This window comes from Pannonibacter sp. SL95, from assembly GCF_026672425.1.
Classification (GTDB): Bacteria; Pseudomonadota; Alphaproteobacteria; order Rhizobiales; family Stappiaceae; genus Pannonibacter.
This window is the reverse complement of the sequence record NZ_JAPPRC010000006.1, coordinates 830017-854005: the sequence shown is the minus strand read 5'-3', so window position 1 is coordinate 854005 and position 23989 is coordinate 830017. Positions and strand designations below refer to the sequence as shown.

At 61.9% G+C, this 23989-nt stretch carries 21 protein-coding genes, 2 tRNA genes and 2 pseudogenes; 10 read left to right on the top strand and 15 right to left on the bottom strand.

Features of this window, described 5'->3' with window-relative positions; all coding sequences use genetic code 11:
• Positions 1-62 precede the first annotated feature (62 nt).
• Entirely contained in the window at positions 63-1208 is a 1146-nt protein-coding gene (locus tag OVA12_RS20985; protein WP_268140591.1) for an NAD(P)/FAD-dependent oxidoreductase, read from the top strand.
• A gap of 21 nt (positions 1209-1229) precedes the next feature.
• Here OVA12_RS20985 and OVA12_RS20980 read toward each other — a convergent pair whose 3' ends face one another.
• Positions 1230-2708 carry a hypothetical protein gene (locus OVA12_RS20980; protein ID WP_268140590.1) on the bottom strand — a complete coding sequence of 493 codons (1479 nt, stop codon included), beginning with the start codon at positions 2706-2708 and terminating at the stop codon, positions 1230-1232.
• Between the two features lie 153 nt (positions 2709-2861).
• On the opposite strand from OVA12_RS20980, the gene OVA12_RS20975 reads away from it, so the two are divergent.
• Positions 2862-3335, top strand: coding sequence for a YbaK/EbsC family protein (locus OVA12_RS20975; RefSeq protein ID WP_268140589.1), 474 nt, complete (start codon positions 2862-2864; stop codon positions 3333-3335).
• Positions 3336-3404: 69 nt separating this feature from the next.
• A complete protein-coding gene (gene galE / locus OVA12_RS20970) occupies positions 3405-4394 on the top strand; it encodes a UDP-glucose 4-epimerase GalE (protein WP_268140588.1) in 990 nt (329 codons plus the stop codon).
• Between the two features lie 6 nt (positions 4395-4400).
• Here galE and cysQ read toward each other — a convergent pair whose 3' ends face one another.
• From cysQ to OVA12_RS20955, 3 genes are all read right to left on the bottom strand, one after another.
• Entirely contained in the window at positions 4401-5294 is an 894-nt protein-coding gene (gene cysQ / locus OVA12_RS20965; RefSeq protein ID WP_268140587.1) for a 3'(2'),5'-bisphosphate nucleotidase CysQ, read from the bottom strand.
• Between the two features lie 256 nt (positions 5295-5550).
• On the bottom strand, positions 5551-5850 hold the full coding sequence (locus OVA12_RS20960) for a hypothetical protein (RefSeq protein ID WP_268140586.1): 300 nt from the start codon (positions 5848-5850) through the stop codon (positions 5551-5553).
• A gap of 85 nt (positions 5851-5935) precedes the next feature.
• Positions 5936-6139 carry a hypothetical protein gene (locus OVA12_RS20955; RefSeq protein ID WP_268140585.1) on the bottom strand — a complete coding sequence of 68 codons (204 nt, stop codon included), beginning with the start codon at positions 6137-6139 and terminating at the stop codon, positions 5936-5938.
• Between the two features lie 440 nt (positions 6140-6579).
• On the opposite strand from OVA12_RS20955, the gene vapB reads away from it, so the two are divergent.
• From vapB to OVA12_RS20940, 3 genes are read left to right on the top strand one after another with little or no spacing between them, the layout of a single operon-like run.
• On the top strand, positions 6580-6816 hold the full coding sequence (gene vapB, locus OVA12_RS20950; protein WP_268140584.1) for a type II toxin-antitoxin system VapB family antitoxin: 237 nt from the start codon (positions 6580-6582) through the stop codon (positions 6814-6816).
• Positions 6817-6867: 51 nt separating this feature from the next.
• Positions 6868-7293, top strand: a complete 426-nt coding sequence (locus OVA12_RS20945) for a type II toxin-antitoxin system VapC family toxin (RefSeq protein WP_268140583.1) — start codon at positions 6868-6870, stop codon at positions 7291-7293.
• Positions 7293-7847 carry a hypothetical protein gene (locus OVA12_RS20940; RefSeq protein WP_268140582.1) on the top strand — a complete coding sequence of 185 codons (555 nt, stop codon included), beginning with the start codon at positions 7293-7295 and terminating at the stop codon, positions 7845-7847. Before OVA12_RS20945 ends, OVA12_RS20940 begins: the two co-directional genes overlap by 1 nt.
• A 22-nt stretch (positions 7848-7869) precedes the next feature.
• Here OVA12_RS20940 and OVA12_RS20935 read toward each other — a convergent pair.
• Positions 7870-7944 (bottom strand) — tRNA-Gln (locus OVA12_RS20935).
• Between the two features lie 278 nt (positions 7945-8222).
• Between OVA12_RS20935 and OVA12_RS20930 the strand changes: the two genes are divergently transcribed.
• Positions 8223-8299 (top strand) — tRNA-Pro (locus OVA12_RS20930).
• Between the two features lie 310 nt (positions 8300-8609).
• A complete protein-coding gene (locus OVA12_RS20925; RefSeq protein ID WP_268140581.1) occupies positions 8610-10277 on the top strand; it encodes a methyl-accepting chemotaxis protein in 1668 nt (555 codons plus the stop codon).
• 90 nt (positions 10278-10367) lie between these two features.
• Here OVA12_RS20925 and OVA12_RS20920 read toward each other — a convergent pair.
• The 9 genes and pseudogenes from OVA12_RS20920 to hmgA all read right to left on the bottom strand — a co-directional run.
• Positions 10368-10856: pseudogene (locus OVA12_RS20920) on the bottom strand (methyl-accepting chemotaxis protein); the annotation flags it as partial.
• Positions 10857-11289: 433 nt separating this feature from the next.
• Positions 11290-11538, bottom strand: a pseudogene (locus tag OVA12_RS20915) (HAMP domain-containing protein); the annotation flags it as partial.
• Positions 11539-13077: 1539 nt separating this feature from the next.
• On the bottom strand, positions 13078-13620 hold the full coding sequence (locus tag OVA12_RS20910; RefSeq protein ID WP_268140580.1) for a VOC family protein: 543 nt from the start codon (positions 13618-13620) through the stop codon (positions 13078-13080).
• Between the two features lie 99 nt (positions 13621-13719).
• Complete coding sequence (locus OVA12_RS20905; RefSeq protein WP_268140579.1) at positions 13720-13926, bottom strand: DUF2783 domain-containing protein; 207 nt, start codon at positions 13924-13926, stop codon at positions 13720-13722.
• A gap of 16 nt (positions 13927-13942) precedes the next feature.
• Positions 13943-15553 carry an FAD-dependent oxidoreductase gene (locus tag OVA12_RS20900; RefSeq protein WP_268140578.1) on the bottom strand — a complete coding sequence of 537 codons (1611 nt, stop codon included), beginning with the start codon at positions 15551-15553 and terminating at the stop codon, positions 13943-13945.
• Positions 15554-15677: 124 nt separating this feature from the next.
• The gene (locus tag OVA12_RS20895) at positions 15678-16628 is read right to left on the bottom strand and encodes an MBL fold metallo-hydrolase (RefSeq protein ID WP_268140577.1); all 951 of its coding nucleotides are present in this window, start codon (positions 16626-16628) and stop codon (positions 15678-15680) included.
• A 157-nt stretch (positions 16629-16785) separates the two neighbouring features.
• Positions 16786-17301 carry a hypothetical protein gene (locus OVA12_RS20890; protein ID WP_268140576.1) on the bottom strand — a complete coding sequence of 172 codons (516 nt, stop codon included), beginning with the start codon at positions 17299-17301 and terminating at the stop codon, positions 16786-16788.
• Positions 17294-18304 (bottom strand): fumarylacetoacetate hydrolase family protein, encoded by a 1011-nt coding sequence (locus OVA12_RS20885; RefSeq protein ID WP_268140575.1) that lies wholly within the window; start codon positions 18302-18304, stop codon positions 17294-17296. The genes OVA12_RS20890 and OVA12_RS20885 overlap by 8 nt, the downstream gene beginning before the upstream one ends.
• 128 nt (positions 18305-18432) lie before the next feature.
• Entirely contained in the window at positions 18433-19749 is a 1317-nt protein-coding gene (hmgA, locus tag OVA12_RS20880; protein ID WP_268140574.1) for a homogentisate 1,2-dioxygenase, read from the bottom strand.
• Between the two features lie 160 nt (positions 19750-19909).
• Between hmgA and OVA12_RS20875 the strand changes: the two genes are divergently transcribed.
• A complete protein-coding gene (locus OVA12_RS20875; RefSeq protein ID WP_268140573.1) occupies positions 19910-20164 on the top strand; it encodes a hypothetical protein in 255 nt (84 codons plus the stop codon).
• A gap of 175 nt (positions 20165-20339) precedes the next feature.
• Positions 20340-22373: a methyl-accepting chemotaxis protein gene (locus OVA12_RS20870; RefSeq protein WP_268140572.1), complete on the top strand. Its 2034-nt coding sequence runs from the start codon at positions 20340-20342 to the stop codon at positions 22371-22373.
• Between the two features lie 56 nt (positions 22374-22429).
• On the opposite strand, the gene OVA12_RS20865 is transcribed toward OVA12_RS20870, so the two are convergent.
• Positions 22430-23917 (bottom strand): ATP-binding protein, encoded by a 1488-nt coding sequence (locus OVA12_RS20865; protein WP_268140571.1) that lies wholly within the window; start codon positions 23915-23917, stop codon positions 22430-22432.
• Between the last annotated feature and the right edge of the window lie 72 nt (positions 23918-23989).

The following is a 23989-nucleotide window of genomic DNA, read 5'->3' as shown; positions in this document are numbered from 1 at the left end:
ACCCGCTGAGGCGGCACAGCCTGTGTCCCGATGCCTTTCCTTCCTAGCGGAGCCCGCGCCTCGTGTCCAAGTCCCCGGATGTGCTCGTCATTGGTGCTGGCGTCTTTGGTCTGTCGGTCGCGCTTAGCGCCGCCCGCAAGGGCTTGCGGGTAACGCTTGTGGAGCAGAAGGCCATTGGCTCAGGGGCGAGCGGGGGCGTTCTTGGCGCCCTGATGCCGCATATGCCGGCCCGCTGGAACGCGAAAAAGGCGTTTCAGTTCGAGGCGCTTGCCTCCCTGTCCGGCTTTATTGCCGCCCTTGAGGCCGAAACGGGCCTTCAGTGCGGCTACCGCCGCTGCGGCCGGGTTCTGCCGATCACCACGGCGGACCTTCGGGCGCATCACGAGGCGCGCGCGGCCGAGGCGCTGACCCACTGGGCGACCCCGGTCACCGGATTTTCTTATGCGGTCGAGGATGCCGGCACGCTTGGCGGCTGGATTGCCCCCGAGGCGGCGCCCTTCGGCGTTGTCCTGGAAACGCTGGCGGCCCGCGTGGCGCCCCGTGCCTATCTCGGAGCGCTCGCTGCCGCGTTCACCGCCACCGGCCGCAGCGCGGACGGGAACCGGACGGAACTTCGCCTCGGCGAGGGATTTGGTGAGCTGGACGACAAAACGGGGGCGGTCACCCTCTCCTCCGGCACCCGGATCAGTGCCTGCCGCATCGTCCTGGCGCAGGGCTTTGCCGCGTTTGATGCGTTGACCGCCCTCACTGGCCAGACGCTTGGCGAGGGCCAGAAGGGGCAGGCGCTTCGGATCGATGGCGCGGGTCTTGCCGACATGCCCGCCGTCTACTGCGACGGGCTCTATGTTGTCCCGCACAGCGATGGCAGCATCGCCATCGGCAGCACGGCGCTGGCCGGCGTGACCGATACCGAGCCGGAAGCGGCGGCGACGGCTGACCTCGTGGCCCGCGCCATCCGCTTCTGCCCCCAGCTCGCCGGACGCCCCGTCATCGAGGCCTGGGCGGGCATTCGTCCGAAGCCGAAGGCGCGCGATCCGCTGGTTGGCGCTGTTCCGGGGCTGCGCCGCAGCTTCGTCGCCACGGGCGGTTTCAAGACCGGCTTCAGTCTCGCGCACCGCATCGCCGACGCCCTTGTGGCGGAGCTGGCGGACGAGGCGCCGCAGCATCCCCTGCCCGCCTCCTTCCGCCCCGAGGCGCATTTCGCCTGAGCGACGCATCATTCGCCTCCCTCAGTTGTCGAACAGGCTGGCAATCGCGAGCGCCTTGCGCAGGCGGTTCGGATCGATGCCGCGCAAGGAGGTTTCATCAGCATCCGGCTCATCACCCGGCGCCAGCTGCGACGCGGGCTGCGCCTGGGAAGCTGGCTGGGCCGAGGATTGCGGCTGAGGTGGCAGCTTCAGCGCCGCTGCCACCTGCTGGGCGTTGAGCACCGCGCCGGGGCGATCGGGCTGCAGCGCAGCATCAAGGTTGTCGAAGACCAGCGTCGAAGCAGTTGCCTTAAGTGCAGCAAGGTCAATGGAATTCATGCGGATGATATCGTCGTAGCTCTTGCCGGCCACTGCCAGGTTACCGAACTGACGCGACGCATAGGCCGTGAGGCTGGGATTGCAGTTCTGGTAGTAGCCTTCTTCGGTCATCATCACCTCCCGCCGCTTTTCGGCGAAGGGGGTGTACTGGCTGTTCAGGTCAAAGAGGCGATTGTTCGCCGGATCGTCCAGCAGCAGTGCGATTTCGGTGTCGGCGTATGGATTGTCGTTGATGTCGATGGCATCGCGGATAATGACCAGCCCGCGCCCGGCCAGATCCCGGGCCAGCGTCTGGTTGCCGCGGGTCATGACACTGGCGATGGGGTCTATGGTCGAACTATTGGTGAAGGTCGCATAGTCATAGAAGTTGAAGCGCTTCAGGGCGGCTCCGTCCGTCAAGGATGACGGCTGCATCGATTTGCTCGACAAGCTCAACGCCAGTCCGCATTCCATCAAACTGTGGTGATACTGGAGGACCATGGTGGCAATCGGCACCATCTCCTCGCCGAGACCAATCGCAGCTCCTGCATCAATGTAAAGGCTCCCGGTTCCGCTCGCGCCGGCGACATAATACGCCAGCACATCCAGCGCATCGGTCGTCGTGCCGGAAATGTCGGCGCCGATATAGGGGCCGTAGAAGCGCTCCATGTATTTGACCACGGACCGGTCGAGCAGTTCGTTCTTGAAGATGCCGAGATCAGGCCATTCGGTAAGGTCATAATCCGTCACCGGCCGCCGGGCACGATTGGCTTTGTTGAAGGCGAGCTGATTGCGCAGCCCGTCGCGGAACTGGTTCACGGCATTGACGGTTGCGTCCTGTCCGCCGCCGCCAAACTCAAAATACTCGCCGACGTAGCGCAGCATGTCGCCGATGGCATAGATGTCCTGGATCGCACCACTGGACGTGACGAAGTCGTCCGCCCTGACCTGTGCCGCGCTGAGGGCCCGATTGGCCGCCTTCGCCGCGCGCTTGTCGAGGGAACTGCCCGCGGTATCATCCATGGCCGGCAGCTTCTTGACCCAGCCTGCGAAAACAGTGGCAAAGGCTGTCCCATCCCAAGTGCCCGGCTTGAACAATTCGGCCACCAGCACATCGGTCATGGTCGAAATCTGGGCTGACCGCAGCCGGTTGCGTGCATCCTGGACGGCACGGCCATAAATGATGATCGGATCCTTCGCCATGGTAGCTCCCTGGAACTGGCTGCTCTCAGCTGGAAGGGACGCAGGCGAACCGATCCTGTGACGCGACGGCTGGACAGGGTCATCATGACCTGCTTTGCTGGAACCAGAACCGAACGGTTCGGTACGCATGTTTTCCTGATCCTGGAGAGAGAGATGAGCCTCGACAGTGTCCGCGCTTTCTTTGCCGAACACGCGCCTGACATAGAAGTCATGGTCAAGGAGGCGAGCACCGCAACGGTGGTGGAAGCAGCTGCCGCCCTGGGCGTCACGCCGGCGGAAATTGCCAAGACCCTGTCGATCCAGGCTGGAGAGGATGTGGTGCTGATCGTGACGCGCGGCGATGCCCGCCTCGACAACAAGAAGGCCAAGGCGACCTTCGGCTCGAAGGTGAAGATGCTGGGCCTGGATGTGGTCGAGGACATAACCGGTCATCCGGTCGGCGGCGTTTGCCCCTTCGGCCTTGCCCGGCCGCTGCGCGTCTGCTGCGATGTCTCGCTTAAGGCGTTTGACCTCGTCTATCCGGCCGCCGGCGCGGTCAATGCCGCGGTTTGCCTCTCGCCCGACCGGATGGCGGCGCTGACAGGGGCTGACTGGGTTGATGTCTGCAAGGATCCGGAGGGAGACTGAGCTCCGCCTCAAAGCCTCGTCAATCTTTTCAGGGTATGTCTTGCCTCCATGACTGGATGAGGAGACCGCATGACTGTCCTGATCACTGGCGGCGCCGGCTATATCGGCAGCCACATGGTGCAATGCCTGCTCGACGCGGGGGAAACACCCCTTGTGGTCGACAATCTTGTCACCGGCTTTGACTGGTTGGTGCCGGAAGGCGTGCCCTTCATCCAGGCAGATGTCGGCGACGTCGCGCGGATGGAGCAGATCCTGAAGGAACACGCCGTCGAGGCGGTGATCCACTTCGCCGGGTCCGTCGTGCTGCCGGAGTCCGTCTCCAACCCGCTGAAATATTACCGTAACAACACGGCTGTCTCGCGCAATGTCATCGAGGCTTGCGTCAATGCCGGCGTCGACAAGTTCATCTTCTCCTCGACGGCGGCCGTTTACGGCGATCCTGACGAGGTGCCTGTGCGCGAGGATGCACCGCTGCGGCCGCAGTCGCCCTATGGCCTGTCAAAGCTGATGACGGAACTGATGCTGAAGGATGTGGCAGCCGCCCATCCCTTCCGCTACACGGCGCTGCGCTACTTCAATGTTGCCGGTGCTGATCCGCAAGGCCGGACTGGGCAGGCAACGCTGAATGCCACCAACCTGATCAAGATCGCCTGTGAAACCGCGCTCGGAAAGCGCGATCACATGACGATCTTCGGCACCGACTATCCCACCATCGATGGCACCGGGGTTCGCGACTACATCCATGTCTGGGATCTGGTCGAGGCGCATCGTCTGGCCCTGCTGCGCCTGCGGGCCGGCGGCAGCAGCGTTGTGATGAACTGCGGCTATGGCAAAGGGTCGAGCGTGCGTCAGGTTATCGATGCCGTGCAGGCTGCCTCGGGGGCAACATTCGACGTGCGCCTCGGTGAGCGCCGCCCAGGGGACATGCCGGAAGTTCTGGCCGCAAACGAGGTCATCCTGCGGGAGCTGAACTGGCAGCCGAAGCACCAGGACCTGAACGTGATCGTGCGCCACGCGCTCGACTGGGAAGCAGCGCTTGCCCGGCGCAACCGGATCTGACCGGGCTTAGCCCCGGGCCTGCAGCCCCTTGCGGACATCTTCGACGAGGGAAATGTCGCCAAAGGCAACAAATCCCGGGTTTCGCAGAATATCGATGACATTGGAGCCGGCCGCGACACGGTAGGAGAGCTCCGGCCAACTGTCGTCGGTAATGTTGCGCACACTGCCGCCAGCAGCCAGCAGCACCGCATGTCCGGCGGCAATGTCCCATTGCATGGTGGGCGACAGGCGCGGATACACATCCGCGCGGCCGCTAGCGAGCCAGCACAGCTTCAGTGACGAGCCGACGGACGCGATCTGCGGCGCGTCCAGCGCATCGATCACGGATTGCGTCTGCGCGCAGAGATGCGAGCGGCTGGCAAGCACCGACAGGTCGCCCGGCGTTGCAGTCCGGACCCGAATGAGCTCTGCCGATCCCGGAACGTCGTCCGTCACCAGCGCCCGGTAGGCGGCATCTGCCGTGTTCCAGTAGATCTCGCCGAGCGCCGGCGCGTAGACGACGCCCTGTACGGGCCGTCCAGCGCGGACAATGGCGATGTTGACGGTGAATTCGCCGTTGCGGCTGATGAATTCCCGTGTGCCGTCCAGTGGATCGACAAGAATATAGTCCTCGGTGCTGACGGGAACCTGACCGGCGGCCACGGCCTCTTCGGCCACGACTGGCAATGCCGGAAAAGCCTCAGCCAGACGGCGCAGGATGATCGCTTCCGCCGCATGATCGGCAGCGGTCACGGGCGATCCATCACCCTTGCTGATGAAATCTGTGTTCGATGCGTAGATGGCGAGGATGGCTGCCCCCGCTTCCAAGGCCATGGCCAACAGAGCCTCAGTCGCGGCATCCTGTCGCCCGGCAGCGACGGCCTTGGTGGAGGTTTGCCCCGGAGAGCCGGCCTCGGACATGTTCGCTTCACTCCTGCAAGCTCATGTGCTGGACCAGCCAGAAACGCGGATCCCTTTGATGAGCGCTTCTAGCATTGTTGCAGGGAACTGGAGAGACGGTTGCATGGCAAGTTTGCGATGCGACGCAGAATATTTTTCTGCTTCAGCATGATTTCCGCCTGAAGCTAGACGGCAGGCGCGCAGTGCGGCTGGCAACGGAGTGTCCCGTTGCCACCATCTGACTGCATATTGGGAAAGTGTCGTTCGCCTTTGGCGCTTAGGCGGCCAGACGCTTGGCTGGCAAGGGCTGATCCGACGGCCGCTGGGCCTTTGTCCGCCCATTCGAGCGGCCCGCTTCAACCGACGGACGGACCGGACGGGCGGCCATGACGGCGGCCAGGCTGGCGACGACCAAGGCAACCGGCCAGAACACGGCAGCCGCGATCGCAAAGGTCAGTCGGAGGCGGTTGGAACGGCCGGTGTCGATCAGTTCGGCACAGGAAAACGCAAGAAACATCAACGCCACGACACCGTAAAGCAGCGCGCCGAAAAACATAAGGATCATTGCGCCGGTCATGACTTCTGGCTCCCGCTCACCTGTTAAGGTTACCCATGAAGGCTGTGTCCTTCACGGGTTCGATGGGACAGCGTGCCTTCGCGGTCTAGAACAGCCAGACTGCCAGAGCATAAAGCGCGTAACCGCTGAGAAGCATGGAGCCCCAGAACAGCAGGTTCTTGACGATCAGGAACAGAACGCCCGCGAACCGCTTGCCAAACGCTTGCCACTGCCGCCGGCTTTCCGCCGAGCGTTCCAGACGTGACAGGTGCGCCGCGCGAAACATGGGTTCGTCCACTTCCTTGCTCACCATCCCTCCTTGAAAATAGGCTGCACTGCTTAACAAGTGTTAAAGTCTGCGGGTTAACGCATCGCCAGATGCTGTGCCAGAATGGCGCGGTGCTCACACTGACAGGTACCCCCACCCTTTGGCAGGAAGGAGGCCTGACGAAGGCGATCTGAAGGCCCGATTTGGCATCTCGAGCTTGCCCAAGGCTTGCAGGAACCGCCCGCCTCACCCAGAGGATGTCACTTATCCCCGCAATGTCCAGACGAACGTGAAAGTCGGCAACGACAGGGAGCGTGTGTTGGCTGGGCTTTAGGACGCGTGCAGTTCTCTATGCTTTCTCTTCCGTTGGAAAGAAGGCGCTTGTGGCGGATGCCGAGCGATCCGGACGATTTGATCGTGGAGAAACATTCAGGCATATGCTAGACATATGGCACCTACCATCTCCATTGTGGGGTTTCGTGATGCCGCGCACCGTGTCCATCTTCCGCAACAACCGCAACCAGGCGATCCGCCTGCCCAAGGACCTGGAGTTTCAAGGTGTCACGGAACTGACCATCGAGCGACAGGGTGACACGATCCTTTTGCGACCGGTGCGACCGGACTGGCTGTCATACATGGACGAGCCCCGCGTCGACGCCGACTTCCTGCACGAACGGCCCGATCTCATTGAAGAAGGCAGGTTCTCCCTCGATGAATAAGGCAAGCCCACGCGGCAAGGGACGCTCAAGGCGCGACGGGGGAAGGAACAAATGCCGGTCGTCTACATGCTCGACACGAACATCTGCTCGTTCATCATGCGCGAGCGGCCAGCCTCCGTGCTTGAACGGCTGCAACAAACTGTGAACGAGCAGCATCAGATCGTCATCTCGGTCATCACCTATTACGAGATGCTGCTGGGAACCGTGGGCCGCAACGCCTCGCCCCGGCATACGCAACTGGTTGACGCTTTCATCTCCCGGCTCTCCATCATTCTGCCGTGGGACGCAGCATCTGCGGAATACGCCGCGCGCATCAAGCAGCAACTGGCCGCGAAGGGGACCCCGATCGGCGGCAATGACATCATGATCGCCGGTCATGCGCTGTCAGCGGACTGCGTATTGGTGACGAACAACACGCGGGAATTCGCGCGCGTTGATGGGCTGCATTTCGAGGACTGGGCAACGGGTTCAAACTGATGACAATGATCCAATGGAATCCGCAAAACTTGGCGATCGACGCGCTCAGGGACTGCGGCGACTTGCTCAATCAACGGAAAATCCGGCACGCCGTCCGGGCCGCTCACGACGCCATGCATTGTTCTCTTGTAGAATTATGGAGCATAGAGGGTTGGAAAGAGGGGCAACCGTATACTATGAAAGACAGGCTGGTAACGCACATCAAAGAACGTCAAGAGAAACAAGGCTTCGATCAGGCTCTCGAGTTTGATGAAAAGGAAACAAAGAAATGGTTTTCTGTACTTAATACGAGAAAACTACTTGATTTGACAAAAAATAAGCAATCGCTTTCCTCATCCATACATAATGAGCAGGGAGCGGAAACGCTTGTCGATATCCGCGATTCCATAGAGCATCCAAAGCCCGGCGAGACCGCTTGGGATGTTTCGACTTGTCTTGAAGCTATTGAAGCCGGTGCCAATCTGGCTGAGTGGGCAATGCGTGAGCTAAACTGCGACGTGTCGCAATTAGCCGATCGCATAAGATCTGCGTCTCAGGCAATCCTTGAGCGATAGATCCAAGATAGCAGGAAGAGTTTGGCTGGGGCGCCAGGATTCGAACCTGGGAATGGCGGTACCAAAAACCGCTGCCTTACCGCTTGGCGACGCCCCAGTATCGCAGCCGCGCGGACCGCTTGGGTGAGGCGCTGTATACCCCCTGATGCAGCAGGGTGCAAGCACCTCGCCCACGCTGACGAACGCCTGAGAGAATGCCGGTTTTTCGGAATTTATTCTGAGTTATCCACGGCTTGGCATTTATCCATGAAGTTTTTTCGACTTCTTCGCATTGCGCACTTGCAGACCGGAAAATGCGGTGCTAATTACGCGCCACATCAGCGGCGCACATCGCCCGCTGTTCCCGGCGGTCTCCAAAGACCGACACGACTGGATCGGAGTGTAGCGCAGCCTGGTAGCGCACCTCGTTCGGGACGAGGGGGTCGAGTGTTCGAATCACTCCACTCCGACCATCCAGCCTTTTCAGATCAAGTGAGGAAAGCACTCCCCTTGTGGGGCCGCGCGCCTTCGAATCAAACGCGGCTTGCGTCAAGCAGTCTTCAAGACTGTCGTTTCCTGCTCCGCAATCCTTCATTTTGACAACCAAACTATACAACCAGACACACGTAGGGTTGCGCCCACGCTCGCTGTTTACTTTACAAGAGAATATTGCGCGCATTGCGTGTATTTAACCTGTTGATAACCCTGATTTGCCCATTCCCCGGTCATGCCGCTGCATTTTTTTGAGCAAACTGATGCGGCAATTTTCCTTAGGGGAATTCGATGACCATCAAGTTCCGGATACTGTCCAGCCTTGTCATCATGACACTGATGCTCGCCATCATGGGTCTGTGCGGCTATTTCGCCTTATCGGCCTCTTATGAATCTATCCGTACAATTGTCGATGACCGCGTCACGCCGATGAAACAACTTAAAAAGGTCGCGGATTCCTATGCTGTCAGTATTGTCGATACCGCTCACAAGGTACGCAGCGGCAGCCTGACCTGGGAGCAAGGACAATCTTCGGTTTCAGAAGCACTCTCGGTGATTGAAAGGGAATGGTCCGCCTACAGTGTGACCTACATGGTCCCCTCGGAAAAGGCGCTGGCGGATCAGGTCTATGCAGCCATGTCGGCGGCGAAGCCCTCGGTGACCCGCCTCGAGTACATTCTTCAGGCACGGGATCAGGCAGCGCTGGATACCTACGTCACTGGATCCCTCTATCCGACGATTGATCCGATCGGCGATCCGATCTCCAAACTCGTCGACCTGCAAATCACCGTCGCCAGCGAAGAGTATGAGGCTGCAAAGGCCACGAACCGGCTGTCCCTGACGATCATGGCGGTCCTGGCCGTTCTGTCGGCAGCCATAGCCGGATTTGTTGCCTACTTTGTCGTCAGCAGCGTTCTTCGGCCCATTCATGCAATGCAGGCGGCCATGCAGCGTCTGGCAGATCAGGATTTTGACGTCACCATCCCGGGTAGCGAGCGCAAGGACGAGATCGGCGGCATGGCGGCAGCGGTTGCCGTGTTCAAGCAGAACGGTCTGGAGCGGCGCCGGCTGGAAGCTGAGCAGGCAGCGGAGCGTGCCGCACGCGAGAAGCGCGCCCTGCTGATCGAGGAACTCGTTTCCACCCTCGACGAGGATGTCGGCATGATCCTGCGTACGGTTGCCTCCGCCTCGTCGGAACTGGAAGCCACAGCAGAATCCCTGTCTCAGACGGCAGAAACCAGCGCCCAGACGGCGACAACGGTTGCAGCCGCCTCCGAGCAAGCTGCCGCCAACGTCCAGACCGTGGCCGCGGCGTCCGACGAGCTGGCCGCATCAATCGGCGAGATCTCCAACCAGGTGCAGATGTCCGCCAACATTTCCGATCAGGCCTTGCGCGCAGCCAACGAAACTGAGGCGACCGTGAATGGTCTGGTCTCCTCGGCCTCGCGCATCGGCGGCGTGCTGGAACTGATCAACAACATCGCCGGCCAGACCAACCTTCTGGCGCTCAACGCAACCATCGAGGCTGCCAGAGCCGGAGAGGCTGGCCGTGGCTTTGCCGTGGTGGCGACGGAGGTCAAGACGCTCGCTGCGCAAACGGCCCGAGCCACCGGAGAGATCGGCTCGCATATCGAGGAAATGCAGAACGCGACAAACCAGGTCGCCATTGCCATCCAGGGGATCGGCGAGGTGATCCGGCGGATTAGTGCGGCGTCAACCGCAATTTCCGCTGCTGTCGAGGAACAAGGCGCCGCGACGCAGGAGATCGCCCGCAACGTGAATCAGGCGGCTGTCGGAACGCAGCAGGTCTCCTCCAGCATCACCAAGGTGACTGGTGCGGCAACACAGACGGGGGCCGGATCGGCCCAAGTCCTGTCGTCCTCGCAAGAACTGGCCCGCCAGTCCCATGTGCTGAAGTCCAAGCTCGACACATTCTTTGCCAACATCCGGGCGGCGTAATCCGCCCTGGAAGAGACAAGGGCCTGCATCTGCTGAAAGCGATGCAGGCCCTTTGCGCATTGCTGATCCTGATCTGCGTCAATGCTGCAATCAGGCAGCCGCAACGTCCGCCAGGAAACGGTCGATTTCTTCACGCAAGACGGCAGTCCGGGACCCGAGTTCCTCTGATGCGGTCAGGACAGACTGGGACGACGACTGGGTTTCCTCCACAGTCCCCGCAAGACCGTCCATGTTGGCCTTCACGGCCAGTGTGCCTTGCGCTGCGCGTTGCACGTTACCAGAGATTTCAGTCGTTGCTGCCCCCTGCTGCTCGACAGCGGCCGCAATGGCTGCGGTGTAGCTGTCAACCTCACCCATGGTCTGCACAATGCCGGAGATGGCGGCAACGGCAGCGCCGGTAGACGCCTGGATCGCGGCAATCTGGGAGCTGATTTCCTCGGTTGCCCTGGAGGTCTGGTTGGCCAGCCCCTTCACCTCGGCTGCGACGACGGCAAAGCCTTTGCCCGCCTCCCCTGCCCGCGCTGCCTCGATCGTTGCGTTGAGGGCCAGGAGGTTGGTCTGCTCCGCGATGGCCTGGATCAGGGTCACGACCTCGCCGATCCGATGGGCCGCCTCCGCCAGGCTTTCGACCTTGCGATTGGGTTTCCTCGACCGACTGGCTGGCCGTGTTGACGATGGTGCTCGTGCGGCGAACCTGAGCCCCGATCTCGCCAATGGATGCGGCCAGTTCCTCAGCGGCGCTGGCGACATTTTCCACGCTGTGCGTGGCTGTCTCGCTGACCGCCTGGGTATCATTTGCCTTGCGTGCGCTTTCCTCGGCGATGGCAGACAGGTTGCGCGCCGTTGCTTCCATGCCGCCAGCCGTCTGGCCGAGCTTAGCTGTCAGGCTGCCGACAGTACTGCGGAAATCACGGACGCGGGCTTCGATGCGCTGCTGGCGCTGCAAGGTCCGCTCTTGCTCCGCCTGGCTTTCCGCTTCCAGCCGCATCCGTTCGATCGCGTTGTCACGGAACACCTGAACTGTACGGCTCATGTCGCCGATTTCATCTCGGCGATCAGTCGTGGTCACCTCGACGTTGGTGTCGCCACGTGCCAGGCGATCCATCAACGCCGTAAGGCGACGCGTCGGGCGGGTGATCAGCAACGACAGGAGCACACCAAGACCTGTGGCAAGCGCAATCGCAGCCAGAACAGCGCCGGCGATGACCGTCAATGCGGCACTGGCCGCGGCGGCGGTGGCATCACTCTGGCGCGCGGTCATGGTTGCAATACCCGTCATGACGTCCACCGACAGAACGTCGAGGGCCTTGCGGGTCTCGGTGAGTTTCTGGGCAGCCTTTGCCAGTGCGGCAAGTTCGACCCCGTAGGCCTCCACCTCGGCAGTGATGCGCGCAACTGTATCCGTGATCTGCGGGAAAGCAGCGACGTCAGCAGCCAGCGTTGACGACAACGAGCGCAGCATGTCGACCCGCATGGCAACGGGCTTCATGTCGAAGCCGGACGGTTGGGCGAGGGATTCCATGGTCGCCGCCCGCAGTTCGAGCGAGGCCCGGGCAAACTTGTCTGCGTTGACCTTGACCAGCTCCACGATGCTGAGGCGGCTCTGGGCTCCGGCGGCCTGTTTGCGGGCAGCATCCAGCGTCTCCAGCAGACCGCCATTCAGTTCATCGGCCTTCTGACGGGTCGCCAGACTATCGCTTGCCGTAACGATGGCAGCTGCACGACGTCCCCAGGCATCCGGCATCGCAACGATGGGCGTCAGGCGCTCTGTCAGGGCTGTCGCACCTGCGGCAAGTTCGGCGACGGCCGCCTCATTGAGGCCACTGCCCTTGACCGCGCCTGCAGCAGCGGCGGCCTCGGCCATGGCGGCTGCGCGATCTCTGGCCTGCTGCAAGAGTTCGACGTCACCAGCGCGGCTGGCCAGAAGCAGAAGATTCTGGATCTCCAGCGCCTGTTGCTGCACGTCGGCCAGGAGACGGCTTGCCTTGTCAGCGCGATCACGAGTGCGCGTTGCCGTCTTCACCTCCTCTGTAGCACTGCGCTGCTGGGTCACCATGACATCGCCAATCTCGGTCGACAGGCTTTCCAGTTTGCTCGCACTAGACAGGAGCCGGCTGACTTGCTGCTGCTGTTCACCGATGGCGGAGGTTACGCCGGAGAAATCGGTCAGAAAGGCGTCGACGGCCGTGTCAGCGGCACTGACGGCAGCCAGATCCGCTCCGGCCTGCTTCAGATCAGCGAGCTGACGCTTCAAGGCATCGATCTCGTCTGCCACGAGCTGGGCCGCGGCCGCGCTGCGACTGTCGAGATACTGTTCCTTGGCTGCGGTCACTTCCTGCAACTGCGCAAGGGCTGCGGTTGCGGACGCACTGGTGCGCGTCTGCTCGCTCAAGCCTTGCACGGAATAGGCCCCGATGCCGCCAACGACAGCGGTCAAGGTGACCATTGCTGCAAAGCCACCACCCACCTTCACTGCAATCCGCAGATCAGACATCCACTTGACGAAAGAAACCATGTTTCCCCCCATAATCATTGTGCTGATTACGAGAGAGCCGCATGAACAAAGTGTAAAATCGGAATCCGAAATAAATATCAGGTCGACGCAAGACTCTGACGGACAAGAAAAAAGCTGATCCAACAACGAGTTTTCTTGACGAACCCGGCAAAGATTCCGCAACTGACTCAGCAAGAATGACAAGGTAAAATAAATCCGGGCCCCGAAGGGCCCGGAAATGTGCTCCACGCATCGCGTGCCGAGAGGTCTGTCAGGTGGTCCGCGCAGGGGACAGCCTCGGACCTCTCAGACGCCGGCCAGTTCCTTTTCATGCAGCCAGGCCGCATGCTTCGGCGCCTTCTTGGTCTTCGACCATTCTTCCAGCATGTCCCACTTCACGCCGTCCAGGCGCTTCAGCAGGGCCTCTTCCTTCGGATCCGGGCAGGCCAGCTCGATGCGATGTCCGTTCGGATCGAAGAAGTAGATGGAATGGAAGATGGAGTGATCGGTCACGCCCAGCACCGGGATGCCGTTCTTCTCCAGCTGCTCCTTGAAGGCTACCAGCGTCTCGCGGTCCTTCACCTTGAAGGCAATGTGCTGCACCCAGACCGGGGTGTTGGGGTCGCGTCCCATCTCCGGCTTGGTTGGCAGCTCGAAGAAGGCGAGGACATTGCCGTTTCCTGCATCCAGGAAGACGTGCATGTAGGGATCCGGCTCATGGGTGGAGGGAACATGGTCTTCGGCAATGGCCAGCACGAAGTCCATGTTCAGGTTCTTCACATACCACTCGACGGTCTCTTTCGCGTCCTTGCAGCGGTAGGCGACGTGATGGATCTGCTCGATCTTCATTCCAGCTCCTCCTCCTTTGTGGCCGGCCAGAGGCCGGTCTCAGGTTTTCATCAGGAGCGTTTCCTGCAGGCGCAACGGATCCATCCCGCAGGCAACGCGTCAGCGATGCTCCTTGCCGGCACCGGCGGCCGCCGCGAGTGCTTCGCTCAGCACGGTCCGGTCGCCGATATGGTTGGCAAGGATCAGGATCAGGCGCGCGTTGAGCGCGTCGCTCTGAGCCTTGGTGAGCCCTTCATGGGCTGCCAAAAGTTCGGCGTAGAAGTCATCCGCGCCGGCGATGTTGGCCTTCGTGATCAGCTTCGTCATGATGCGCTCCCTCTTTTCACGACCGTGCCAGCGCAGTGGCGAGCGCCTTGCGAACCGCAGCTTCGTCGAAGGCGGTCCAGCGCGCGGCAACATGCTGGTCGGGACGCATCAGATAGATGGCAGCAGCCGAGGTACCGAGGTAGCGAGCCGCCAGCGCGCCACTCGGGTCTGCAGCGGTGGAGAGCGTCATCCCTTCGATGCGAACGCCATGGTCCTCGATGACGGCCGGGACATCGGCGTTGATGCCGATGAGCTGGAAGCGGTTGCCAAGCTGGTCGAGCAGCCAGCCGCCGGTTACCGGTGCATCGACCGCCGGCGAGCCGGGACGCGTGCGAGCCGGAAGACCAGCCGCATCCGGCCCGTTGAGCGGCGAACCGTCATAGGTGCAAGGCACCGACAGTCGGCCGGAATTGACGAAAGGCCGGGCGAATTCGTAGCCCTCGGAGAGATCCAGCACCGCGTCGCGGAAGATGCGGCTCGTCTCCGACTTCGGCGTGATGAAGTCCGTCGAGCGCGAGGAGTTGAGGATGTTCTCGTCCGCGCCATGGATGCGCTCGGCATCATAGCTGTCGATCAGCGCCTCTCCCGCCTTGCCGTCGATGACCAGCTTCAACTTCCAGATCAGATTGTCGGCATCCTGCAGGCCCGAGTTTGCCCCGCGTGCGCCGAAGGGCGAGACCTGGTGGGCGCTGTCGCCGGCAAACAGGACACGGCCATGACGGAACTTTTCCATCCGGCGGCACTGGAAGGTGTAGATCGACACCCACTCCAGCTCGAACTCGACGTCGTCGCCAAGCATGGCCTTCAGGCGCGGGATGACGCGCTCCGGCTGCTTCTCGGCTTCCTTGTCGATGTTCCAGCCAAGCTGGAGATCAATGCGCCAGACATCATCCGGCTGCTTGTGCAGGAGCGCAGACTGGTTGCGGTTGAACGGTGGGTCGAACCAGAACCAACGCTCGGTCGGGAAGTCGGCCGTCATCTTGACGTCGGCGATGAGGAAGTTGTCCTCGAAGATGCGGCCGACGAAATCGAGGCCCATCATGCGGCGCACGGGCGAGTTGGCCCCATCGCAGGCGATCAGCCAGTCTGCCTCGATCCTATAAGGGCCATCTGCGGTGTCGATGGTCAGGCCGACATGATCGGCACGCGGATCAACGGACACGACCTTGTTGCCGCCACGGATCTCGATCGCCTTGCCTTCGGCCTGCAGGGCACGGACGCGCTCGACCAGATAGAGCTCGAAATAGTACTGCTGCAGATTGATGAAGGCCGGACGCTTGTGGCCATCCTCCGGCAGGAGATTGAAGCCATAGACCTGGCGTTCGTCAAAGAACACCTTGCCAAGGTTCCACAGGACGCCCTTGTCGACCATCGGCTGGCCACAGCCCAAACGGTCGAGGATTTCCAGCGGACGCTTTGCAAAGCAGATGGCGCGGGAGCCGAAGCTCACCTTGTCATTGTCGTCGACCACCAGAACGGACACGTCCTGCTGGGCAAGGTCAATCGCCGCCGCAAGTCCCACAGGACCGGCGCCGATGATCACCACCGTGTGCCGGACTGGCTGGGCCGCATCCTGGTCGCTGCTGCGCACATAAGGATACAGCGGCGTTTCGAAGATCTTCGTCATCTCTCCTCCCGATGAACGATCTATTAGTTACATTTGCAACCAATTCCACGCAAGTACGCGCAACCCCTTAGATCGCGCGCTTGAAAAAAGGGGCCGCTCGGGAGGCTCCCGGCGGCCCAGATCCTCAGCCCTGCAGCTTGGCCCACATCTCGCGGTCGCGTTCGGCGGTCCAGATGCGCGGGGTGTCGATGCCACGCGCCTCGTCATAGGCGCGGGCGACGTTGAACGGCAGGCAGTGCTCGTAGATGGCAAAGTCCTTGAACTTCGGATCGCACTCGGCGCGCACGGCGTCCCAGGCCTCCTTGAGGCTGCCGCCGCGCGCCACGACCCGGGCGACCGGGCGGTAGGTGCTTTCGACAAAGTCGCGGGTGCTGGCGATGGCCGCCTCGACCATGTCATAGCCGATCAGGGCGTCCCCCCGGCCCGGTGCGATTGCGCGCGGATCGAAGGAGCGGATCATGTCGAGCGTGTCGCCCCAGTCATTGAAGTGACCATCGCCGCAGTAGCAGGCCGAGTGGTACTCGACGATGTCACCGGTGAACATGACGTCCTCGTCCGGCACCCAGGCCACGATGTCCCCGGCCGTATGCGCCCGGCCCAGATGCATCAGGTCAACGCGGCGCTTGCCGAGATAGACGGTCATGCGCTCGGAAAAGGTTGTGGTCGGATAGGTCAGGCCCGGGATGGACTCGTGCCCCTGGAACAGGCGCGGGAAGCGGCCGAACTCGCTGTCCCAGTCTTCCTGGCCACGCTCCTCGACCATGCCGCGCGCGGCATCGCTCATGATGATGGTCGGGGCGTTGTAGGCAGAGGCGCCAAGCACGCGCACGGCATGGTAATGCGTCAGGACCAGATGCGAGATCGGCTTGTCGGTGACTTCACGCACCTTCTCGATCACCTTGCTGGCCAGGCGCGGCGTGGCCTGGGCCTCGATGATCATGACGCTGTCGTCGCCGATAATGACGCCGGAGTTCGGGTCGCCTTCAGCGGTAAAAGCCCACAGGTCACGGCCAATCTCCGTGAAGGAGATCTTCTTTTCGGCCATGTCGCCGGCGGATGCGAATTGCTTGGACATCGGGTCCTCCCTCATTTTCCGATCGCCTGCAATAGCAGGCCACTTGGCTGGCATCGCTGCAAGGCTGGATGAGCCAAGGCAGCAGAAAGTTGTTCACACCAGCGACTGGTGTGCTTCAGTCCGCACGGGGTGCGGCGGTAAAGTCCCCTGCCCGGCCTTATTGGGCCGCGAGAGCGTCCAGCTCGGACTTGATCGACAAGGCACTGCCATCCATCATCGTGATGATGTCATCGATGACCGGCTTGCCGCCTTCGGTGATCACCTTGAAGCGAGTTTCCGTGAAGGCCTGGTATTCCTGGTCATTGCCGAAGCAGGTCAGGTTCTGGAACTTCGCCAGCACCTCGGTCGCCCCGCCCTTGGCAGGGCCCGGGGTGATGGTGATGTTGCGCAATGCGCAGCCGTCCTGGCCGTTGACCACAACGTCATAGCTGAAGGGCGAGCCAGCTTCCTTGGCATATTCCGTGCTCGCCGCCTTGCGATAGCGCTCGACGAAGTCCTTGCTGAAGAGGCGGACCAGCCGGTCTTCGGCAAACACATCCTGAAACTCGCTGGCCCCCTCCCGCCAGTTGGCTTCCGTTGCGCTCATCACTTCGCGCACCGGCGCCAGGACATCGGCGGCCAGGGCCGCCGTGGGCAGGAGCAGTCCAAGGGCAATCAAACCAGCCTTAAGCATGTCTCTCGATCCGTTGTTCGATGGCACCGAACACGGAATGGCCGTCACGATCCAGCATCTCGATGCGCACGGTGTCGCCGAACTGCAGGAATGGGGTCTTGGGGGCGCCATCACGGATAGTCTCAATCATGCGGATTTCCGCAATGCAAGAGTATCCGACACCGCCTTCGGCAACCGGCTTGCCCGGACCACCGTCCAGCTTGTTAGAAACCGTGCCCGAACCGATGATCGAGCCGGCCGTCAAAGGCCGGGTCTTGGCCGCGTGGGCGACCAGAGTCGGGAAGTCGAAGGTCATGTCGATGCCGGCATTGGCGCGGCCGAACGGCTTGCCATTGACGTCAACGCGCAGCGGCAGATGCACCTTGCCGCCGTCCCAGGCCTCGCCCAGTTCTTCCGGCGTGACGGCAACCGGCGAGAAGGCCGATGAGGGCTTGGACTGGAAGAAGCCGAAACCCTTGGCCAGTTCCGCCGGGATCAGGCCGCGCAGCGACACATCGTTGACCAGCATGATGAGGCGGATGGCGGCGCGGGCCTGATCGACGGTCGCACCCATCGGCACGTCATCGACAATCACCGCAACCTCGCCTTCCATGTCGATGCCATAGGCCTCGTCGGCCATCACGACCGGATCGCGTGGGCTGAGGAAACTGTCCGAGCCGCCCTGATACATCAGCGGATCGGTCCAGAAGCTCTCGGGCAGTTCGGCACCACGCGCCTTGCGCACCAGTTCCACGTGATTGACATAGGCCGAGCCGTCGGCCCACTGGAACGCGCGCGGCAGCGGCGAATGGGCGTTGTGCTCGTGGAAGCGCATGGACGGTACGGCATCGTGTTCGAGGCTTTCGGCCAGAACCGCAAGCTTCGGCGCGACCGCTACCCAGTTGTCCAGCGCCGCCTGCAGCGTCGGGGCGATATGGGCCGCCTCCGTGCACCGGGTCAGGCTCGTGTTGACCACCACCAGCTTGCCGTCGCGGCTGCCGTCCTTGAGCGTGGCGAGTTTCATGAAATCTCCCTCGAACTAGTCATTTTCGGTGATGGTCTGGCCCGACTGGAACCAGAGGCACGACGCAAGGCTATCGCCTTGCGCCTCCTCCCGTCACCGTCATTCTTTGGCTTGGCAAGCGCTGGCGCTCACTTGACGCCAGCCGTTCCGTCGAACTTCTTTTCCAGACCGCCCCAGCAATCGACATAGTCGTCCTGCAGCGGCGCTTCGCTGGCGGCAAACTTGGTCAGATGCTGCGGGAAACGGGTCTCGAACATGAAGGACATGGTGTCGTTCAGCTTCTGCGGCTTCAGCTCCATGTTGGAAGCATGCTCGAAGGCTTCGCGGTCCGGCCCATGCGGCAGCATCATGTTGTGCAGGCTCATGCCGCCCGGCACAAAGCCCTGCGGCTTGGCGTCATACTGGCCGTAGATGTTGCCCATCAGCTCGGACATGATGTTGCGGTGGTACCACGGCGGGCGGAAGGTGTTCTCGGCCACCATCCAGCGCTCGCGGAACAGCACGAAGTCGATGTTGGCCGTGCCCGGCACGCCCGACGGCGCAGTCAGCACCGTGAAGATCGACGGATCGGGATGGTCGAACAGGATCGCGCCGACTGGGCAATAGGTCCTCAGGTCGTATTTGACCGGCGCGTAATTGCCATGCCAGGCAACCACGTCGAGCGGCGAATGGCCGATGTCGCAGGTGTGGAACTGGCCGCACCACTTCACCGTCACCGTCGAGGGCACCTCGCGGTCCTCGTACCAGGCGACGGGCGTCTTGAAGTCGCGGCGGTTGGCCATGCAGTTGGCGCCGATCGGGCCACGGCCCGGCAGCTCAAACTTCTGGCCGTAGTTCTCGCAGATGAAGCCGCGCGCCGGACCTTCCAGCACCTCGACCCGGTAGATGAGACCGCGCGGGATCACGGCGATTTCCTTCGGCTCCAGATCGATCACGCCCAACTCGGTGCAGAAGCGCAGCTTGCCTTCCTGCGGCACCACCAGCAGTTCGCTGTCGGCAGAGAAGAAATAGGCATCCTGCATCGACTTGGTGACGAGATAGACGTGGCTCGCCATGCCGACCTGCGTGTTCACGTCACCGGCCGTCGTCATGGTGCGCATGCCGGTGATCCAGGTCAGGTCCTCGCCGGTGTGCGGCACCGGATCCCAGCGGTACTGGCCGAGCGACACGACATCCGGGTCGACATTCGGCGCCGACTTCCAGTACGGCATGTCAATTTTGCGGAATCGGCCGGTATGCTTCACCGATGGGCGGATGCGATAGCACCAGGTGCGCTCGTTCTGGTGGCTCGGCGCAGTGAAGGCCGTGCCCGACAGCTGCTCGCCATAAAGGCCATAGTTGCACTTCTGCGGGCTGTTCATGCCCTGCGGCAGCGCGCCCGGCAGTGCCTCTGTCTCGAAGTCATTGCCGAAGCCTGGCATGTACTGAAGTTCATTCGCGGCCATGATCGCGATCCCTCCTCGTCAATTCATTGGTTGCAAATGTAACCATTAGAGCGCCTACGCGCAAGTGCTTACCTGCGCTTCACGTGCTGCAACACAGCCTCTTGATAGGGGGGCGACTCTCAGATATAGAACAAAACAAGAACTTCATGAGGCAGAAGCCATGCAGCCGAACGAGATCAGCGTCACCCGCTTTGAAGTCGAGGACATCGCCCGATATCTGCGCGCCACCCTCAACCAGGCGAGCCGCATCCGCGCCAATGCACCAGCAGGCAGTTATCTGGACAGCGTTCTGGGCAGAACAATCGAAGGCCTTGAACTTGAGCTGGCTCAGCTCAAGTTCCTGCTTGCCGACCCGGAATTCCCGATTTCCTCAAAGGAAGATCAAAGGGTGACGCGCATGCGGCGCGCCATGTGACCTTACACCCCATACCACCCTCATATGTTTCTGATGTTTTCTATATTCTTGCGGTTGCATCTTTGTCTTAAATTTCCCAGGGATTGAATTCGCTGAAATTTTGAAATGGTAATTCTTACTTTACGTCCGCCATTCAGAGTTTGGTCAAAGTAATGCCCATCTCTGGAGTGGCTCCATGTCTCTGCGCAATCGCATTTTCCTGTCAGCCAGCGCCATCTTTCTGGTCGGCTTCGTTATTCTGATCACTGTCGTGTCCTTGATGATGCGCAGCTCAGCCGAAGAGGCAGGGCGTGAGCAGGTCACGGATGTTACATTGGCGATCGCATCCGAGGTCAGCAAAGACGTCGCGGAGGCACAACTCGCGGCACGAAGTGCGGGCGATGCCATCGAAGGGCTGGTGCAGTCCGGCATTACGGATCGCAACGCCTATGGCGCACTCCTGCGTCAGCTCGCTGCACAGAACAAGCAGTTCGTCGGATATGGCGCAGGCCTGGAACCGGATGTTGCTGGTCTTGATGCGGACAACAAGGGCACGGGCTACAACGATGCCAACGGCCGTTTCATTCCGTATCTTTACAACAAGGACGGCGGCGTTGCCTTCGACCCGCTGGTCTTTGGGGGCACGAGCGGCTCGGAGGAGTGGTACGACAAGCCCAAGCAGCTGAAGAGTGACACCGTGACCGAGCCCTATCTTTATCCCGTCAACGGCGTCGAAGTCATGATGGTCACGGCCTCGTCGCCGATCCTGGACAAGACCGGCAAGGCGGTCGGTGTGACGACTGTCGACATGTCGCTCGCCGACTTGCAGAAAATGGTTGGCGCGACCGACCCTTACGAGACTGGCTACCTCGGCTTGCTCAGCGGCAGCGGTCTGTGGGTTTCCCATCCGGACTCCAGCCTCCTCGGCAAGAGCGCGGACGCTGCCTTGATCAAGCACTTGAAAGACACCACGTCCGAGCTCGCCATCAAGTCTGAAGACGGAATGGTCGAAGCGATCCGCACTGTTCAGCTGTCGAACACGGACCAGAAATGGTATGTCGTATTGACGGTTGAGGAGAGCGAGCTTACCGCTGCCGCTGATCGCACCCGCAACATTGCGATGCTGCTTGCTGTGGCAATTGTTGCCCTTGGTACGGGTGTCATGTGGTTGATCGGCAATGCAATTGCAAAGCCCATCCAGCAGCTGACAGGCCGTATGCGCCAGCTCGCCGACGGCGATGTCACCTCCACGGTTGCCCATAAAGAGCGCAAGGACGAAATCGGCATGATGGCGAACGCCCTTGGCGTGTTCGTCGACAATGCCATCGAGCGGGCCAAGCTGCAGGGTGAAAGCGAAGAGGCCCAGCGGGCGCGTCTGGAACGCCAGAAGACCATCGAGGAAATGATCCGCTCGTTCGAGGCCGATGTTCAGCAGGCGCTGAGCCAGGTCGCCGGCAACACAGAGCGCATGGAACGCACGGCCAGCTCCCTCAACGCCATCGCTCAGGCCACCTCAGGCAAGGTGTCTTCGGTCGCCTCGTCTTCCGAAACCACGCAGATCAGCGTGCAGACCGTAGCCTCGGCCTCGGAAGAACTGTCGGCCTCGATCGCCGAGATCAGCCGCCAGGTCGACCAGACCAAAGGCGTGGTCAGCGTTGCAACTCGGGCGGCTGCCACGTCGAACGAACGGGTCGGAAGTCTCGACAGTGCCGCGCAGAAGATCGGTGAAGTGGTCAGCCTCATCCAGGCGATCGCCGAACAGACCAACCTGCTCGCTCTCAACGCCACCATTGAAGCGGCCCGTGCCGGTGAAGCCGGTCGCGGCTTCGCGGTCGTGGCGGCTGAAGTGAAGGAACTGGCCAATCAGACTGCCAAGGCAACCGAGGAAATTTCCAACCAGATTGGCGGCATCCAGACCTCGACCCGCGAGGCTGTCACCTCCATCCAGGAAATCGCCTCGACCATGAACGAGGTCAACCAGTTCACCGCAACCATTGCCGAGGCCATTTCGCAGCAGGGTGAAGCGACGCGCGAGATCACCTACAACGTCCAGAAGGCCGCAACTTGCACCACCGACATGAGCGAAAACGTCGGCAACGTGATGCAGTCGGCGCAGGAAACCAGCATGTCGGCCAGTGACGTGTTGTCCGTCTCGCAGGACGTCTCGCGTCAGGCGCATGTTCTGCAGTCGACCATCGCGAACTTCCTCAGCCGCGTCCGCGCTGCCTGAGGAGAGATCTTGTCACACAGCAGAAGGGCACCCGGCGGGTGCCCTTTTTTGTTGGCTCAGGCGGCAGCTTCCGCATCACCCGGGGCGGTTTGCCAGCCAAGGTCCGTCAGGGTGACGATCCGGTTGCCGCGCATGTCGGTGGCGCAAACAAGGAAGCCGCGCTCCTCCATATGCGCCAGAAGCCAGCGCGCCCGGCCCGGCGAGCGGGTCCCGTAGGCCTTGGCGATCTCGGCATTTGGCGGGCAAGGCGCCTTGGCCAGCGCCGCCTTGGCCAGCAGCAGATAGACCCCGCGCATGTCCTCAGGCAACTCGGCAGCAATAAGGGCCGCCCGCTCCCAGTCGCCGGTGTCGACCTCCCCCGCATCCACACCGGCACGGGCAACAGACAGCTTCTCACGGAAATAGGCCAGATCCGGCACGCCTCCCGGCACCTTGGCGATGCGGCAGCGAACCTGGAAATCCTGGTAGAGCGTCGCGACGGGCTGGAAGGCAGCCTCCGGTTCGGCCAGGATCGCGGTCATGATCTCCTCGACGGCCGCCTCACGGGCGGCCTGATCCACGGCCGGCTCATCGGACTGCGCTGGTGTGTTGCTCCGCGCGGCCTCGCTACGGCCGGCGGCAGAAAGCTGGCTGAGAATGTCAGCTGTCGAAACGGGCTCCGGCGCACGCGGGCGAATGCGGATGGCTTCATCCGGCGCGGGGGTGAAGATGAGATCCTTGGCGTCCTCGGCCGGCTGGTCGGGCAACGGCGTCAGCTTCGGCCCACCGCCCCGCCCCGATGTCTCAACCGGTCCGATCTTCACCGGCACAGGACGGCGCGACATGGCAGGCCCCAGCGCCACGAAATGACCCCGGTCGAGATTGCGGAACGCTTCGGCCTGACGGCGCTCCATGCCGAGGAGATCGGCCGCGCGGGCCATGTCGATGTCGAGAAAGGTGCGCCCCATGAGGAAGTTGGACGCCTCGGCCGCCACGTTCTTTGCCAGCTTTGCCAGGCGCTGCGTGGCGATGATCCCGGCCAGACCGCGCTTGCGGCCGCGGCACATCAGATTGGTCATGGCCGTCAACGACCGGCGCCGCGCCTCTTCGGAGACTTCACCGGCGGCCGCCGGCGCAAACAGCTGCGCCTCGTCGACGACAACCAGCATCGGATACCACTGATCCCGGTCGGCATCGAACAGCCCGTCCAGGAAGGTCGCGGCCGCCTTCATCTGGCGGTCGGCGTCGAGCCCTTCAAGGTTCAGGATGACAGAGACCCGATGCTGCCGCACCCGGGCGGCGATCATCTGCAGATCGCGCTCGGTGCCGACCGCATCCACCACCACGTGGCCGAACTTGTCGGCCAGCGTGACGAAGTCGCCTTCCGGGTCGATGATGGCCTGCTGTACCCAGCCGGCAGACTGTTCCAGCAGGCGGCGCAGAAGATGCGATTTTCCAGAGCCTGAATTGCCCTGAACCAGCAAGCGGGTCGCCAGCAGTTCCTCAAGGTCCATCTGGGCCCGGGCACCGCCCGTCATTTCGCCGATATCGATGCTGATCGTCATTCCCTGTCCCGTCGCCAGTGCGCAGCCGGTTTCTGTGGCCCATCCTTGCCGCAAGGTGCGGCCGGGCAAGCT

Excerpts from the sequence above, each read along its gene's own strand:
- OVA12_RS20980 (WP_268140590.1), bottom strand. The coding sequence starts at position 2,708 with ATGGCGAAGGATCCGATCATCATTTATGGCCGTGCCGTCCAGGATGCA.
- OVA12_RS20975 (WP_268140589.1), top strand. The coding sequence starts at position 2,862 with ATGAGCCTCGACAGTGTCCGCGCTTTCTTTGCCGAACACGCGCCTGAC.
- galE (WP_268140588.1), top strand. The coding sequence starts at position 3,405 with ATGACTGTCCTGATCACTGGCGGCGCCGGCTATATCGGCAGCCACATG.
- cysQ (WP_268140587.1), bottom strand. The coding sequence starts at position 5,294 with ATGTCCGAGGCCGGCTCTCCGGGGCAAACCTCCACCAAGGCCGTCGCT.
- OVA12_RS20960 (WP_268140586.1), bottom strand. The coding sequence starts at position 5,850 with ATGACCGGCGCAATGATCCTTATGTTTTTCGGCGCGCTGCTTTACGGT.
- vapB (WP_268140584.1), top strand. The coding sequence starts at position 6,580 with ATGCCGCGCACCGTGTCCATCTTCCGCAACAACCGCAACCAGGCGATC.
- OVA12_RS20945 (WP_268140583.1), top strand. The coding sequence starts at position 6,868 with ATGCCGGTCGTCTACATGCTCGACACGAACATCTGCTCGTTCATCATG.
- OVA12_RS20940 (WP_268140582.1), top strand. The coding sequence starts at position 7,293 with ATGACAATGATCCAATGGAATCCGCAAAACTTGGCGATCGACGCGCTC.
- OVA12_RS20925 (WP_268140581.1), top strand. The coding sequence starts at position 8,610 with ATGACCATCAAGTTCCGGATACTGTCCAGCCTTGTCATCATGACACTG.
- OVA12_RS20910 (WP_268140580.1), bottom strand. The coding sequence starts at position 13,620 with ATGAAGATCGAGCAGATCCATCACGTCGCCTACCGCTGCAAGGACGCG.
- OVA12_RS20905 (WP_268140579.1), bottom strand. The coding sequence starts at position 13,926 with ATGACGAAGCTGATCACGAAGGCCAACATCGCCGGCGCGGATGACTTC.
- OVA12_RS20900 (WP_268140578.1), bottom strand. The coding sequence starts at position 15,553 with ATGACGAAGATCTTCGAAACGCCGCTGTATCCTTATGTGCGCAGCAGC.
- OVA12_RS20895 (WP_268140577.1), bottom strand. The coding sequence starts at position 16,628 with ATGTCCAAGCAATTCGCATCCGCCGGCGACATGGCCGAAAAGAAGATC.
- OVA12_RS20890 (WP_268140576.1), bottom strand. The coding sequence starts at position 17,301 with ATGCTTAAGGCTGGTTTGATTGCCCTTGGACTGCTCCTGCCCACGGCG.
- OVA12_RS20885 (WP_268140575.1), bottom strand. The coding sequence starts at position 18,304 with ATGAAACTCGCCACGCTCAAGGACGGCAGCCGCGACGGCAAGCTGGTG.
- hmgA (WP_268140574.1), bottom strand. The coding sequence starts at position 19,749 with ATGGCCGCGAATGAACTTCAGTACATGCCAGGCTTCGGCAATGACTTC.
- OVA12_RS20875 (WP_268140573.1), top strand. The coding sequence starts at position 19,910 with ATGCAGCCGAACGAGATCAGCGTCACCCGCTTTGAAGTCGAGGACATC.
- OVA12_RS20870 (WP_268140572.1), top strand. The coding sequence starts at position 20,340 with ATGTCTCTGCGCAATCGCATTTTCCTGTCAGCCAGCGCCATCTTTCTG.
- OVA12_RS20865 (WP_268140571.1), bottom strand. The coding sequence starts at position 23,917 with ATGACGATCAGCATCGATATCGGCGAAATGACGGGCGGTGCCCGGGCC.